Source organism: Ensifer sp., from assembly GCF_035999135.1.
GTDB lineage: Bacteria > Pseudomonadota > Alphaproteobacteria > Rhizobiales > Rhizobiaceae > Ensifer.
In genome coordinates this window covers 77,483-92,549 of sequence record NZ_DASYGZ010000037.1, presented here as the reverse complement: position 1 = coordinate 92,549, position 15,067 = coordinate 77,483, and the positions used below count along the sequence as shown (strand labels likewise).

At 61.7% G+C, this 15,067-nt stretch carries 13 protein-coding genes and 1 tRNA gene; 10 read left to right on the top strand and 4 right to left on the bottom strand.

What is annotated here, in order from left to right; translation table 11 throughout:
• Nucleotides 1–2: 2 nt before the first annotated feature.
• The gene (locus tag VGO12_RS03180; RefSeq protein ID WP_327511283.1) at nucleotides 3–890 is read right to left on the bottom strand and encodes a DUF4238 domain-containing protein; all 888 of its coding nucleotides are present in this window, start codon (nucleotides 888–890) and stop codon (nucleotides 3–5) included.
• A gap of 162 nt (nucleotides 891–1,052) precedes the next feature.
• Nucleotides 1,053–1,128, bottom strand: a tRNA-Lys gene (locus tag VGO12_RS03175).
• A 192-nt stretch (nucleotides 1,129–1,320) separates the two neighbouring features.
• Between VGO12_RS03175 and VGO12_RS03170 the strand changes: the two genes are divergently transcribed.
• On the top strand, nucleotides 1,321–2,067 hold the full coding sequence (locus VGO12_RS03170) for a cytochrome c biogenesis CcdA family protein (protein ID WP_327511363.1): 747 nt from the start codon (nucleotides 1,321–1,323) through the stop codon (nucleotides 2,065–2,067).
• A 135-nt stretch (nucleotides 2,068–2,202) separates the two neighbouring features.
• The gene (locus tag VGO12_RS03165; RefSeq protein ID WP_327511282.1) at nucleotides 2,203–3,165 is read left to right on the top strand and encodes an AEC family transporter; all 963 of its coding nucleotides are present in this window, start codon (nucleotides 2,203–2,205) and stop codon (nucleotides 3,163–3,165) included.
• Here VGO12_RS03165 and VGO12_RS03160 read toward each other — a convergent pair.
• A complete protein-coding gene (locus VGO12_RS03160; protein WP_327511281.1) occupies nucleotides 3,133–4,344 on the bottom strand; it encodes a UbiH/UbiF family hydroxylase in 1,212 nt (403 codons plus the stop codon). The two genes, VGO12_RS03165 and VGO12_RS03160, sit on opposite strands and share 33 nt — an antisense overlap.
• Nucleotides 4,345–4,622: 278 nt before the next feature.
• Between VGO12_RS03160 and pcsA the strand changes: the two genes are divergently transcribed.
• The 8 genes from pcsA to VGO12_RS03120 all read left to right on the top strand — a co-directional run bounded on the left by pcsA (nucleotide 4,623) and on the right by VGO12_RS03120 (nucleotide 13,538).
• The gene (gene pcsA / locus VGO12_RS03155; RefSeq protein ID WP_327511280.1) at nucleotides 4,623–5,348 is read left to right on the top strand and encodes a phosphatidylcholine synthase; all 726 of its coding nucleotides are present in this window, start codon (nucleotides 4,623–4,625) and stop codon (nucleotides 5,346–5,348) included.
• Nucleotides 5,349–5,357: 9 nt separating this feature from the next.
• A complete protein-coding gene (locus tag VGO12_RS03150) occupies nucleotides 5,358–6,335 on the top strand; it encodes a quinone oxidoreductase (protein ID WP_327511279.1) in 978 nt (325 codons plus the stop codon).
• A gap of 48 nt (nucleotides 6,336–6,383) precedes the next feature.
• Nucleotides 6,384–7,958: an ABC transporter ATP-binding protein gene (locus VGO12_RS03145; protein ID WP_327511278.1), complete on the top strand. Its 1,575-nt coding sequence runs from the start codon at nucleotides 6,384–6,386 to the stop codon at nucleotides 7,956–7,958.
• Entirely contained in the window at nucleotides 7,948–9,042 is a 1,095-nt protein-coding gene (locus VGO12_RS03140) for an ABC transporter permease (RefSeq protein ID WP_327511277.1), read from the top strand. The genes VGO12_RS03145 and VGO12_RS03140 overlap by 11 nt, the downstream gene beginning before the upstream one ends.
• The gene (locus tag VGO12_RS03135) at nucleotides 9,042–9,962 is read left to right on the top strand and encodes an ABC transporter permease (RefSeq protein ID WP_327511276.1); all 921 of its coding nucleotides are present in this window, start codon (nucleotides 9,042–9,044) and stop codon (nucleotides 9,960–9,962) included. Before VGO12_RS03140 ends, VGO12_RS03135 begins: the two co-directional genes overlap by 1 nt.
• A 49-nt stretch (nucleotides 9,963–10,011) precedes the next feature.
• Nucleotides 10,012–11,082 carry a BMP family ABC transporter substrate-binding protein gene (locus VGO12_RS03130; RefSeq protein ID WP_327511275.1) on the top strand — a complete coding sequence of 357 codons (1,071 nt, stop codon included), beginning with the start codon at nucleotides 10,012–10,014 and terminating at the stop codon, nucleotides 11,080–11,082.
• A 255-nt stretch (nucleotides 11,083–11,337) separates the two neighbouring features.
• Entirely contained in the window at nucleotides 11,338–12,081 is a 744-nt protein-coding gene (locus VGO12_RS03125) for a FadR/GntR family transcriptional regulator (RefSeq protein ID WP_327511274.1), read from the top strand.
• A gap of 164 nt (nucleotides 12,082–12,245) precedes the next feature.
• Entirely contained in the window at nucleotides 12,246–13,538 is a 1,293-nt protein-coding gene (locus VGO12_RS03120; protein ID WP_327511273.1) for a hemolysin family protein, read from the top strand.
• A gap of 317 nt (nucleotides 13,539–13,855) precedes the next feature.
• Here the strand turns inward: VGO12_RS03120 and glp are convergent, their stop codons facing one another.
• A complete protein-coding gene (gene glp / locus VGO12_RS03115) occupies nucleotides 13,856–15,067 on the bottom strand; it encodes a gephyrin-like molybdotransferase Glp (protein WP_327511272.1) in 1,212 nt (403 codons plus the stop codon).

Here is a 15,067-nt window from a genome sequence, read left to right as displayed (position 1 = left end):
CGTCATCGACTCGGCCGCGTGATATCGGTGTTCGTCCCGACGTATGGTGCCAACGATTTAATCAACGCCTCTGATCGTCCCGCAATCTGGCGGCTCTGTTCCGCAAACGCCAAGTTCATATGTCGGACCTGACCGTCGGTAAGGTCGACGACTGCCGTGCCTCCACCATAGTAGCCTGGGCTAACCGCGAGATCTGGGCTGATTGGCAACCAGGCATGGACTCGTTCATCAGACAACAACTTAACTGCACCTGAGGTGACTTTGACGACCGGCCGGCTGGCGAGGATCAACGACTTCCGAGGGTTGGTCACGCGCGCGAAGATCAGTCCTCTGCCTGCGAGCGCATTTCGGATTATGCCACTCTGAGACTTCAAAGTGGTGATGTGGAGGTTATTGCGCGCCGATTTCATTTTGTCAGCGGCAAGATATTTTTCACGCTCGCCGTCGCTCACTGGGCGAACGTTCTTGCTGAAATCGTCAATCGCCTCTTCGATTGCGTCGCGATAAGCTTCGACAGACATCAATTCGTCTCGAAGATCAGGCACCCGGCGCCACTGCTGGAGGAAGAATTCGTCCCAGACAGCGCGCTCATCAGCGGTAAGTAGCGGGCGGCGATTCTTGGACATCGCGTCAATCATTTTAGTTATGAGTGGATCGGCCAACGCTTCGAGCCGACTAAAGTCGACTTCAAGACTCACGTCCTTTGCCCCGCTCTTCGCAACGTGGGTGTATAAATGCCCCTCGAGAAACAGATTCTTAGGCATGTCGGCGCGGACACCGCTTTCGGCACGACGCGAGTCGTAAGTCCACAGACCTGCTTGGTCATTTACAAATCGCTTCTGCAACATCTCCGGCACGAAATGATGCCGTTTGGGAATTGGACGATTCATTAACTCCCCCGAGTTGAGCGTACAAAGCAATCGGCCAATTCATGTACCATGTGCCAATCATGTGCCGTAAAAGCCGGAAATGTGCCGTAAACATCGTAAAATGAGGCGCATTTGGTAGATTAGGAAGGTATGCGTAAGTAGTTGATTTTATTGAGATTTAAATGGTGAGCGCGCAGGGATTCGAACCCTGGACCTACTGATTAAAAGTCAGTTGCTCTACCGGCTGAGCTACGCGCTCCCTGGCCGCGGCCCTTGAAGCCCGGCGGAAGTGGGCGGACATATGCACGCGTGTTTCCCGCCGGTCAACCGAAAAATTGTGATTTTCCCGAACAAAGGGTGCATGGTTTCGTGATCGCCAAAAGGTGATTGGTATCGTGGAGATGCCGCGGTTAAGGGATAGCCCACATGCCGCATGCCGGAGTTCTTGCCGTTGTCGATTGCCGATATTTCCATTTGGACCGCCGTTCTTGCCGGCGCGCTCTCTTTCCTTTCGCCCTGCGTCCTGCCCCTTGTGCCGCCCTATCTGTGCTACATGGCGGGCGTCTCGGTCGATCAGTTCCGCAGCGGTGATGCGGCAACGATCGGCAGCACCAGGCGCGCGGTGCTGCCGGCGGCATTGTTGTTCACGCTCGGTTTTGCCACCGTTTTCGTGGCACTCGGGGCAGGGGCGTCTTCGATCGGACTGTTGCTCCGGCAGCATATGGATCTCTTGTCGCGCATCGGCGGCGTGATCATCATCATCATGGGGCTGCATTTCCTCGGCGTCTTCAAGATCGGGCTCCTGGCGCGCGAAGCGCGTTTCCAGGGTGCTGGCAAGCCGGCGACGCTGTCGGGCGCCTACATCATGGGACTTGCCTTTGCCTTCGGCTGGACGCCCTGCATCGGCCCGGTGCTCGGCACCATCCTTGGCGTTGCCGCGGCGCGCGATACGGTCGGCGACGGCGCCATGCTGCTTGCCATCTATTCGCTGGGCCTCGCCGTACCGTTCTGGATCGCCGCTGCCTTTTCCGGCTCCTTCATGCGTTTCCTCTTCCGCTTCCGCCGTCATCTCGGCCTGATCGAGAAGCTGATGGGAGGCTTGCTCGTCGTTGCTGGCCTCGCCTTTCTGTTCGGTTTCATCAGTTCCGTCGCCATCTGGTTCCAGCAGACCTTCCCGATCCTGATGAAAATCGGCTAGGGCATTCCCTCGTAAACCGGAATCACTTTTCGTCTGGAATAGCCTAATGCGTGGCATGGTTCATGCGTTAGGCGTGTCGCCGTTCTTCGGCGTCGGTGCGGCTGAAGCGATGAGTGACTGGGACGGGGAAATGACATGACGGAAATCGCGGGCCTGGTGCTGCCGTTCTTCGGCCTGATCTTTCTCGGTTACCTGACCGCGAAATTCGTCCATCATCCGGGCGAGGCGATGGGGTGGCTCAACACCTTCATCATCTATCTTGCCCTGCCGTCCCTGTTCTTCAAGCTCGTCTCACGCACCCCGATCGAGCAGCTGGCGCGGGCCGATTTCATCCTGACGACGGTCGGCGCGACCTATATCGTGTTTTCGCTGATCTTCCTCGTCGGCGTTTATGTCAGGCGCAACTCCATCGCCGAATCGACCATTCAGGGCTTTGGCGCGGCCTATGGCAATATCGGCTACATGGGCCCCGGCCTCGCGCTGCTGGCGCTGGGCGATGCTGCTGCCGTGCCGGTCGCATTGATCTTCAGCTTCGAGAACGCGGCGCATTTCGCCGTGGCCCCTGCGATGATGGCGATTGCGGGTGGCCGGCAGGAAAAGCCGCACGTGCTGGCCGCAAGTGTCGCCCGCAAGATCATCCTGCACCCGTTCATCCTGGCGACGCTTGCCGGCGTGGTTGCCGCCTTCTTTTCGGTGCAGCCGCCGGTGCCGGCGCAGCGGTTGATTGACTATCTCGCCCAGTGCGCGGCCCCTTGTGCGCTGTTTGCCATGGGCGTGACGCTGGCGCTGCGGCCGATCAAGCGCATCCCGGTCGAGATCGGCTATATCGTGCCGGCAAAGCTCGTGCTGCACCCGATCATCATGTTCGTCGCGATGAGCCTGACGGGCAACTATGACCCGATCTGGGTTCAGACCGCGGTGCTGCTTGCGGCACTGCCGACGGCGACAAACGTCTTTGTCATCGGCCATCAATATGGCGTCTGGCAGGAAAGGGCGTCGGCGACGATCCTGATCACCACGACGCTGTCGGTCGCAACCGTGACGGGCCTGCTTTATCTGATCCGTTCAGGCGCTCTTCCGCCCGATCTTTTCCCTTAAGCCCTCTTTCAGCGCATTGAGGGCGCTGCCCGGGTGAACGCCCTCGCGCATCATCAGGCTGCGCAGCGGGCCGACCGCGGAAAGCACGTGCAGGCCGAGGGCACGCAGCGCCTGGACCGGCAGGAAGCCGGATAGAAGCGACCGGTTGAGCAAGTCGACGCTCGCGGTGCGGCTCACAATGTCGAGGCGGCGACGGCTGTCGAAACGGCCGCCGATGTCGCCGGCAAGCCGTTCCCCGTTCGGCGCACCGATGAGGTCGACAAGCGTCATGACGTCGCGAAGGCTGAGGTTGAGACCCTGCGCTCCAATCGGCGGGAAGGCGTGGGCGGCTTCTCCGAGAAGCACGACGCGCCCCTTGCCGAAGCGCTGTGCCGTCATGCCGGAGAGCGGGAAGGATTGCGGCGCCCCCTCGACGGTCACCTTGCCGAGGATCGACTGCATCCGGTCCTCGACCGCGCGCGAAAGTTCTGCCGGATCGAGCGACAGCGTCTGCGCGGCGTCTTCCGGCGTGCGCACCCAGACGAGGCTGGAGCGGTTGCCGGGCAGGGGTACCTGGGTGAAAGGCCCGCTTTCGGTGTGGAATTCCGTCGAGATGTTCTGGTGCGGCAAGGTGTGCGCAAAATTGAGAACGACCGCCGTCTGAGGGTAGGACCAGGTGCTGGCGGCGATCTTGGCCGCCTCGCGTACGGGGGAGCGCCGACCATCGGCGCCGACGAGCAGATCGGCGCTCAATCGGTTGCCATCGGCAAGTTCGACCGTTGCGACGGTATCGGAAAGCTCGAATCCGAGCGCCGACGTCGTGATGCGGCTGAGTGTTGGGCTCGCTTCCGCACGCTCTCTCAGGATGTCGATGAAGGGCGCATTCGGGATGTTGTAGCCGAACGCCGACAGCCCGACCTCGGAGGCGCGAAAATTGACCGGCGGCGCGCGCAGCAACCGGGTGGTGCCGTCGAGGATGCGCATGGTGGCAAGCGGCGCGGTCAGCGGCTCGACCTTCTCCCAGAGCTCCAGTCTCTTCAGGTATTCGATCGACTGGTCCATCAGCGCCGTGGTGCGCCCGTCCGCCACCGAGGGTTCTGGACCGATCAGTGCGACGCGGTAGCCGGCATCGGAAAGCGCGATCGCGGCAAGCGATCCGGCAAGACCAGCGCCGATAATGGCGATATCGTAGTGATCCATGATGTGAACGAACCTTTTCGCACGCGCTTGGATGTCTCCTGATCGAGACCCGATCATACCTCTAGTCCCGGCCGAGATCGAAATAAATGGGTAGAATCAGCGCAGAAGCAATTTGCAGGTGTCCACAGAACATTGGGCCGAACAGAGGCTGCAACGCTTGAATTTTAGTGGCGATGCGTTGCAAAGGGTGCATATTACGCGCAATTACGCCGCAGAGCGGTCGAGGCGGGCCTTGGTGCCCGCACGGGGAAAACAATAGGGGTAGGCGTCGTCCGCTGATGAAGTTCTTTAACTACAGACGAGTTCCCTACGCCGAGATCCGCGCCTTCTCCGTGCATATCCTGACGGCATCCGGATCGTTTCTCGCCTTCCTCGGTGTGGTGGCCGCGGCCGAGCATCGCTTCGTCGACATGTTCTGGTGGCTGGGGCTGGCGTTGCTCGTCGACGGCATCGATGGCCCGATCGCCCGCAAGGTGCGGGTCAAGGAAGTGCTGCCCAACTGGTCGGGCGACACGCTCGACAACGTCATCGACTACGTCACCTACGTCCTGTTGCCGGCGTTTGCGCTCTATCAGAGCGGCATGATCGGCGAGCCCTGGTCCTTCGTTGCCGCCGGCGCGATCGTCGTTTCGAGCGCGATCTACTATGCCGACATGGGCATGAAGACCGACGAGTACTTCTTCTCGGGCTTTCCCGTCGTCTGGAACATGATCGTCTTTACGCTGTTCGTCATCCAGGCAAGCGAGCTGACGGCCTCAATCGTCGTCTTCGTCTCGGTGATCCTGACGTTCCTTCCGATCAATTTCCTCCATCCGGTGCGCGTCCAGCGCCTGCGGCCGCTCAATCTCGGCATTTTCTTCGCCTGGTCGGCTCTTGGCATCTACGCTTTGCTGTTGCACTTCGCGACGCCCGCCTGGGTGGTGACCGGCTTCGTGGTCACGGGCATTTATCTCTATGTGATTGGCTTCGTGCTGCAGATTTTCCCGAATCTCGGCCGGAATTAGGAGCAGGCAATGGCGCAGGCGATTGTGGTACGCGAACTCGGTGGACCGGAGGTCCTCAAACTCGAAGGCGTCACGCTCTCGCCGCCGGGACCCGGTGAGGTCCAGATCCGGCAGGTGGCCATCGGCCTCAATTTCATCGACGTCTATTTCCGCACCGGTCTCTACAAGTCCGCCTCGGGCCTGCCCTTCGTCCCGGGCAAGGAAGGTGCCGGCATCGTGACCGCCGTCGGCGACGGGGTCAGCCTGTTTTCGGTCGGCGACCGCGTTGCCTATGCATCCGCCGATGGCGCCTATGCCAGCGAGCGCAATGTCGATGCCTCGCAACTCGTCAAGGTGCCGGATGGCATCACGCTCGAGACCGCGGCTGCGATGATGCTGAAGGGCATGACGGCGCAGTACCTGCTCAACCAGACCTACCAAGTTGGTCCGGGCACGACGATCCTGTTTCATGCGGCAGCAGGCGGCGTCGGCCTGATCGCCGGCCAGTGGGCGAAGGCGCTCGGCGCGACGGTGATCGGCACCGCGGGATCGCAGGACAAGATCGACCTGGCGCTCGCGCACGGCTACGATCACGTGATCAACTACCGCACGGACAGTTTCGTGGCGCGCGTCAAGGAACTGACCGATGGCCGCGGCGTCGACGTCGTCTACGATTCGGTCGGTCGCGACACCTATCCGGCATCGCTCGATTGCCTGAAGCCGCGGGGCCTGTGGGTCTCGTTCGGGAATTCCTCCGGTCCGGTCGATGCCTTCAGCATCGGCATCCTGGCGCAGAGGGGATCGATCTTCGCGACGCGTCCGACACTCTTCGGTTACGTGGCCACGCGGCCTGCGCTGGAAGCGTGTGCAAATTCCCTGTTTGATATTGTGCAAAGCAACAAAGTGCGTATCAATATCAATCAGACTTATCCGCTGTCCGATGCCGGTCGAGCGCATACGGATCTCGAGACAAGAAAAACGAGTGGAACAACACTGCTGATGCCGTGATCGAAGCCTTAAGGCGGACGCGGATCAACAGAGGGGAAAGAGGGCAGCGTGCCTGTTGAGGGAGTAGCGGCGAACAGTCACCTATTGGCTGTGAGCAATCTGACGAAATTGTTTGGCAGCTTTGCGGCCTGCAATGGGATCGATCTGCAGATCGAACCGGGCGAAATCCACGCCCTTCTCGGCGAAAATGGTGCCGGAAAATCGACGTTTGTAAAGATGTTGTTCGGCGTACTTGCGCCGACGGCAGGCGAGATCCTCTGGCAGGGTCGCAGCGTCAGGATCGCTAATCCGGCCGCCGCCCGCAAGCTCGGCATCGGCATGGTTTTCCAGCACTTTTCGCTGTTTGAAGCTTTGACCGTTGCCGAAAACATCGCGCTCTCGATGGATGGCAACATTTCGCTCGCCAAGGTGGCAGACGAGGCTTCGCGGCTGTCGCATGCCTACGGCCTGCCACTCGACCCCCATGCGCATGTCGCCGACCTTTCGGTCGGCGAACGCCAGCGCATCGAGATCGTGCGCGCGCTCCTGCAAAACCCGCGTCTTATCATCCTTGACGAGCCGACCTCAGTGCTGACGCCGCAGGAGGCCGATCGCCTGTTCGAAACGCTTCACAAGTTGAAGGCCGAGGGCCGTTCGGTACTCTATATCAGCCATCGGCTGGAGGAAGTTCAGCGCATCTGCGATCGCGCGACGGTGCTGCGCCACGGCAAGGTCACCGGCGCCTGCGATCCGAAGGCTGAAACCCCGTCATCCCTGGCGCGCATGATGGTCGGGAGCGACGTTGCGGCCGTCAGCGCTGCGGGCACCAGCACCAAGGGCGCGGTTCAGCTCGAAGCGCGCCATCTGACGGTTCCGGCGCGCACGCCCTTTGCCGTCTCGCTGAAGAACATCTGTCTGAAGGTCCATGCCGGGGAGGTGCTGGCGATCGCCGGTGTCGCCGGCAACGGGCAGGGCGAGCTTTTCGACGCGCTTTCCGGGGAGTATCCGGTCGCCGACGACAATGCGGTGCAGATCCGGCAGAAGAGCGTCGGCGTCAAGAACATCAACGCGCGCCGGCTGATGGGCGCAGGCTTCGTTCCGGAAGAGCGACACGGCCATGCAGCCGTGTCGGCGCTGCCGCTATCGGACAATCTCGTGCTCGCCCGCAGCCGATCGGACGCCAAGGCGTTTCTCGGCGGCGGCTTCCTCAACATCATCCGGCGCGATGCGGTGGCGAGCGCCGCCAAACGCATTTCCGAAGCGATGGACGTGCGCAAGAGCGGCGAGGATCCGCCCGCGGGCTCGTTGTCGGGCGGCAACCTGCAAAAGTTCATCGTCGGCCGTGAGCTTGATCGCCAGCCGAGCGTGCTGGTCGTCAACCAGCCGACCTGGGGTGTCGATGCGGGCGCCGCAAGCCGCATTCGCCAGGCTCTGGTCGACCTCGCCAAGGCGGGTTCCGCCGTGCTCGTCATCAGCCAGGATCTCGACGAGATCTTTGAAGTGGCGACGGAAATCGCCGTCATCAGCGACGGGCGGCTCTCCGATCCCTATCCGGCGCAGGAGCTTTCACGTGAGAAGATCGGCCTGTTGATGGGCGGCATGTACGGCAAGACGGAAGGTACGGGGGCCGAACATGCGCATTGAACTGGAAAAACGGGCCAAGGTATCGACCCTGTTTTCGATCCTGTCGCCGTTCATCGCCTTCCTGCTGACGATCATCTTCGGCGGCATCATGTTCGCGCTGCTCGGCAAGAACCCTGTCATGGCGCTCTACAGCTTCTTCGTTGAACCCTTGAGCGAAGTCTGGTCGCTGCATGAGCTGGCGATCAAGGCGGCCCCTCTCATTCTGATCGCCGTCGGGCTTTCCGTCTGCTTCCGTTCGAACAACTGGAACATCGGCGCCGAGGGCCAGTTCATCATGGGCGCGATCGCCGGCTCGATCCTGCCGGTGGTGTTTTATGACTGGCAGTCGCCGCTGGTGCTGCCGTTGATGATGCTGATGGGCATGCTCGGCGGCGCGCTTTTCGCCGCCATTCCCGCCTTCTTGAAGGCGCACATGAACACCAACGAGATCCTGACGAGCCTGATGCTTGTCTATGTCGCCCAGCTCTTCCTCGACTGGCTGGTGCGCGGGCCCTGGCGCAATCCCGGCGGCATGAATTTTCCCGAGACGCGCACCTTTGCCGTTGATGCCATATTGCCGGAAATGATCGCCTCTGGGCGGACTCACTGGGGTTTCGCCTTCGCCATCATCGCGGCAATCCTCGTCTGGTTCATGATGCGATACACGCTGAAGGGCTTCGAGATTTCCGTTCTCGGCCAGTCGGCGCGGGCAGGGCGCTTTGCCGGCTTCTCGTCGCGGCGGATGATCTGGTTCTCCATGCTGCTTTCGGGCGCCTTTGCCGGCCTCGCCGGCATTTCCGAGGTCAGTGGCGCCATCCAGCAGCTGCGTCCGGTAATTTCGCCCGGTTACGGCTTTACCGCCATCATCGTTGCCTTCCTCGGGCGCCTCAACCCGCTCGGCATTGTCGCGGCCGGGCTGGTGCTGGCGCTCACCTATCTCGGCGGCGAGGCGGCACAGCTTTCGATCGGCGTTTCCGAGAAAGTGACACGCGTCTTCCAAGGACTGCTGCTCTTCTTCGTGCTCTCCTGCGACACGCTCATCCACTACCGCATCAGGCTGGTCTTCGACCGGTTGACCGCGACGAAAACCGAGGGGAGCCACTGATGGGTATCGTTGAAGCGATCCTCCTGAGTGTGATCACCGCGGCAACGCCGCTGGTGCTCGCCGCGATCGGTGAGCTGGTGACGGAGCGCTCCGGCGTACTCAATCTCGGCGTCGAGGGCATGATGATCATGGGGGCGGTCTCCGCTTTTGCGGTCACCCAGCTCACCGGCTCGCCCTATCTCGGCATGCTCGCCGGTGTTGTGTGCGGTGCGCTCTTCTCGCAGCTTTTCGCGTTCCTGACGCTGACGCTGGTTGCCAACCAGGTGGCGACGGGTCTTGCGCTTACCCTGCTCGGGATCGGTGTCTCCGGCATGCTGGGCGAGAGCTTCCTCGGTATCCAGGGCATCAAGCTGCAGCCAATTGCGATCCCGCTGCTCTCCGATATCCCGTATCTCGGGCCTCTTCTGTTTCATCAGGACATTATTTTCTATCTTTCGATCGCGATCGTCGCGGGCGTGAACTGGTTCCTGTTCAAGAGCCGCGCCGGGCTGAAGCTGCGCGCCGTCGGCGACAGCCATGCATCGGCGCACGCCCTCGGGGTCAATGTCATTCGCACGCGTTATCTTGCGGTCATGTTCGGTGGCGCGTGTGCGGGTCTTGCCGGAGCGCAGCTGTCCCTGGTCTACACACCGCAATGGGTAGAGAACATGTCGGCTGGACGTGGCTGGATCGCGCTTGCGCTGGTCGTCTTCGCCTCGTGGCGCCCGTGGCGGCTTGTCGCCGGCGGCTATCTCTTCGGCGCCGTGTCGATCAGCCAGCTGCATGCCCAGGCCTTCGGTATCGGCATTCCCTCTCAGCTGCTCTCGTCGCTCCCCTATATCGCGACGATCCTCGTACTCATTCTCATTTCGCACAACCGGCGCATGACCTTGATCAATACGCCGGCATCGCTCGGCAAGCCGTTTGTGCCGGATCGGTGAAATCAAGCTTTTCAGACGGACGTTTACTCTAACCGACAGAGGACAAAAAATGAAAAAACTACTGCTCGCCCTCGCAAGCACTGCGGCGGTTATCGGCTTCGCCACGACCGCCGGTGCTCAGGAAAAGGCCAAGATCTGCTTCGTCTACGTCGGTTCGAAGACCGATGGCGGCTGGACCCAGGCGCATGACATCGGCCGTCAGGAGCTGGAAAAGGCGCTCGCCGACAAGATCGAGACCCAGTATCTCGAAAGCGTGCCGGAAGGCCCGGATGCCGAGCGTGCGATCGAGCGTCTGGCGCGTTCGGGCTGCGGCCTGATCTTCACCACGTCCTTCGGCTTCATGGATGCGACGGTCAAGATCGCCCAGAAATTCCCGGACGTTAAGTTCGAGCACGCCACCGGCTACAAGACCGCCCCGAACGTCGCGACCTACAACAGCCGCTTCTATGAAGGCCGCTACATCCAGGGCCAGATTGCCGCCAAGATGTCGCAAAAGGGTGTCGCGGGCTACATCGCCTCCTTCCCGATTCCGGAAGTGGTGATGGGCATCAACGCCTTTGTCATCGGCGCGCGCTCGGTCAACCCGGACTTCAAGATCAAGGTCGTATGGGCCAACACCTGGTTCGACCCGGGCAAGGAAGCCGACGCTGCCAAGGCGCTGGTCGACCAGGGCGTCGATATCCTGACCCAGCACACGGACACGACCGCGCCGATGCAGGTTGCCGCCGAGCGTGGCATCAAGGCCTTCGGCCAGGCCTCCGACATGATCAAGGCGGGCCCGGAGACGCAGCTGACGGCAATCGTCGATACCTGGGGCGCCTACTACATCAAGCGCACGCAGGCCTTCCTCGACGGCAAGTGGGAAACGACGTCGAGCTGGGACGGCCTGAAGGACGGCATCCTGACCATGGCGCCCTATACCAACATGCCTGACGACGTGAAGAAGCTGGCCGAGGACACCGAAGCCAAGATCAAGTCGGGCGAGCTGAAGCCCTTTACCGGCCCGCTGAAGAAGCAGGACGGCAGCGAATGGCTGGCTGCAGGCGCGTCGTCGGACGACGGCACGCTGCTCGGCATGAACTTCTACGTCGAAGGCGTCGACGACCAACTGCCGAAGTAAGCACCGCCTCGAGCGTGAATTTGCAAACCCCGCCGATCCGGCGGGGTTTGTCGTTCTGGATCGCGTTATGGTTGCTTCCGCATCCTACGCTGCTCGGTTTACGGTGTTGCCGCCGCCCTGGGGCTTTCCGGAATCGATCGTTCAAACTACAGTCATTTGCGCAAGTTTTGTGATGAACGCCCGGACTTTGCGTGAGGGCGTTATGGCGCGCTACGCCGGTCGGAATCAGGCAGGGGAGTGCCTGGAGGAGATGGATTGAGCAGGGGATTGCTGGAAACCGTGGTATCCGGCTCGCGCAAACGCACGAGCCACGCGCATGTCGTCGACCAGCTTGGAAAGGCGATCATCTCCGGCGAGTTTCCGGTCGGTTCGATCCTGCCGGGCGATCCGGAACTGGCGGCGCGCTTTCGCGTGTCGAGAACGGTTCTGCGCGAGGCGATGAAGACCTTGGCCGCCAAGGGACTGGTCGTGCCGCGGGCGCGCATCGGTACGCGCGTGACGCCGCGCAACGACTGGAACCTGTTCGACAGCGATATCCTGACCTGGCATTTCGAGTGCGGTGTCGATGAGGATTTCCTCTATCACCTGAGCGAAGTGCGGCTCGCCTTCGAGCCGCATGCCGCGGCCCTCGCGGCGCGCAATGCATCCGAGGCCGAAATCAGTCGGATGATGCGCCTCGCAGTCGCCATGGGCGAACTCGGACACACGGCCGAAAGCCTCGCCGTTGCGGACCTCAAGTTTCACCTTGCCGTTGCCGAAGCCTCCGGAAATCCGTTCATGCGCACGGTCGGCGGCCTGATCGAAGCGGCCCTTGTCGGCGTCTTCAAGTTGAGCTCGCCCGTTGCCGAAAAAGGCGGCATCGACGAGGTCGCCCGCAATCACATCCGCATCGTCGAAGAGATCGGACGGCGTGACGAAGCCGCCGCGCGGCTCGCCATGGAGAATGTGATCAAGATCGGACGCGAGCGTGTTCGCGGAGCGCTCGGCAGCCGCAGCTGACATCCTGGTTCGGGGATTGTTCAGAAAAACGGACCCTATCGCTGTCAATGTTCAAGAGATTGCAGGGTTTTCAACGCTTTCGCTTGCTCAGATCGGCGGCTGGCCTTATCTGGTGAAGGGTCGCGCCTTGTGGCGCGGCTTTCGTCAACGGTGATTTGGAGACCATGTCCGAGTTTTTTGTCATTTTCGTCCTGCTTTTGATCAATGCATTTTTTGCTCTCTCGGAAATGGCAATCGTCTCGGCAAGCAAGCCCATGCTTCGCCAGATGGCAAAACAGGGCAACACCCGCGCCGAAGTGGCGCTGCGCCTTGCTGAAGATCCCGGCAAGTTTCTGTCCACGGTACAGGTCGGTATCACGCTCGTCGGCACCCTGGCCGGCGCCTACGGCGGCGCGACAATCGCTGCGAAATTTGCCCCGCTGCTCGATGAGGTCGCCTGGATCAATCCCTACGGCAACACGGTCGCGCTCGTCCTCGTCGTAACCCTCATCACGTTCCTGTCCGTAGTGATCGGCGAACTCATTCCGAAGCAGCTTGCGCTGAAGAATTCCGAGGCGCTGGCGATGTTCGTCGCGCGCCCGATGTACCTTCTGTCGCGCATCGCAGCACCGGTCGTCTATCTGTTCGAGACCGCGGCCTCGCTCGCCATGCGCCTGCTTGGCATCCGTCCTGACGATCCGGACCATGTGACGGAGGAGGAAGTCCACGCGATCATGGCCGAAGGCGTCGAAAGTGGTGCCATCGAAAAATCGGAACACGAGATGTTGCGCCGGATCATCCGGCTTGGCGACCGCAACGTGAAGTCGATCATGACGCATCGCACCGAGGTGAGCTTCATCGACGTCAACGACAGCCTGGAGACGGTGGGCCGCAAGATCACCCAGTTCGGCCACTCCCGCTATCCGGTGGTCGACGGGCCGAGTGGCGACGTGCTTGGCGCGGTCCTCGCAAAGGAGATCCTGAACGCGCCCGCGTCCGGTCCGTTCGATGTCCGAAAGTACATCAAGGAAATCCACACGCTTCCGGAGACGGCGTCGTGCCTGAAGGCGCTCGAGGCCTTCAAGTCGTCGAGCATCAACATGGCGATGATTGTCGATGAATACGGCAGCACCGAAGGCATCATCACCATCGCCGATATTCTGGAAGCGATCGTCGGCGTCCTGCCGTCGAACTATGACGACATCGAGCATGCGCTGATCCGCCAACGCGAAGACGGCAGCTATCTCGTCGACGGCCGCACGCCGATCGATGAAATTCACCTGACGATCGGCATCGAGGGCATCGACGCCGATGGCAACTTCGAAACGATCGCGGGCTTCCTGGTGCAGCAACTGCGCAAGACCCCGGAAGAGGGAGATATCGCCATTGCCCACGGCTATCGGTTCGAGGTGATCGACATGGATGCCCGCCGCATCGACAAGATCCTCGTCAACCGCTGCGACGAGGCGGCCGGCTGACGCAGCCGATCGGACGCGAGACCGGGGCGACGCCCCGGCTTTGCCACGCGCGGCGAGCGCTCCTCTTTGCCTCCGTCATCGGAGCCAGCTGGACAGGCGGAAATTCCGAGTGTTGCAGCGCCCATTGTGCATCTGAAATGACGCAGCGCTTCTCGGGAGAAAAAGCAAAAGGCCGGGCATGCCCGACCTTTCTCCAGATCATCGCGGGTCCGCTAGTTCATCCGTAGTCAGACGATCTCGGCGACGATCAAGTGGTTTTCTTGTACCGCGTTTTCATGTCGGCGCCGTGACATCACCCACAGAGCGCGCATCGACGGTCAACGCAGTCGCAGGATGTCGCAAGCGGTTCCGGCTGGCGATTCTGCGGCATATGGCGGCCGCACGATCAGGCAGTCCGACTGCGCAAAGACCTTCATCATCGACGAATCCTGGCGGGAGAAGGGGTGGGCAACCAGCGTGCCGCCGTCGTCCCGGGAGAGCCGCGCCCGCACATAGTCCTTGCGGATGTCATTGGCTGGCAGCGCGCTGGCAAGACGTGCCGTGGCCTGTCGGTCGCGATCGGGCAGACGGGCAAGCTTGCGCACCAGCGGTTCCAGGAACAGGAGGCTGCACACAAGGCTGGAAACCGGATTTCCCGGCAGGCCGAGGACGATCGTTTCGCCGAGCTGCCCGACCATCAACGGTTTTCCCGGTCGCATGGCGATGCGCCAGAAGTCGAGTGTCATGCCGCAGGCAAGCAGCGTCGACTGGACAAGGTCGTGGTCGCCGACCGAGGCGCCGCCGAGCGTGACGAGCACGTCGATGTTTGCAGCCTGCGCCCTTTCGACCTGGGCCGTGATTGCCTCGCGGTCGTCGCCGACGATACCGAGATCGATGACATCGGCACCGTTGTCACGCGCGATCGCCGCGACACCGAAGCTGTTCGACGCGATGATCTGGTCGGCGCCGGGCTCACTGCCGGGCACCAGCAGTTCGTCGCCGGTTGCAAGGATCGCCACCCGCGGCCGCTTGAAGACCGGCAGGCGTGAATGGTTCATTCCGGCGGCAAGTGTCAGTCGTCCGGGATCGAGCACGTCGCCCGCAAAGAGTGCCGCTTCGCCGGCGGTAAAATCCTGACCAGCCATCCGGATGTGCCGCCCTTGGCCGGGCACGAACTTCGTCCGGATCCGGTTGCCCGGCAGGCGTTCGGTGTCTTCCTGGATGATCACCGTATCGGCGCCGGAGGGCACAGGCGCACCGGTGAAGATGCGCACGGCCTCGCCGGGTTTCACATCGCCCTTGAAGCCATGGCCCGCCGCGGACTGGCCGATGACGGTCAGCTCGGCGCCGATGGTCTCGATGTCCTGGTGGCGAACCGCATAGCCGTCCATGGCCGAATTGTCGAAGGCGGGGTGCGTAACCAGTGCCGGAATATCCTGGGAGAGCACCCGCGCCGATCCGTCATGCAGATCGACCAGTTCGCTCAGAGACGGAGGCGTGGCGCTGGTGAGGATCCGCCCGAGCGCATCTTCGACGGAAAGCAGTGACAT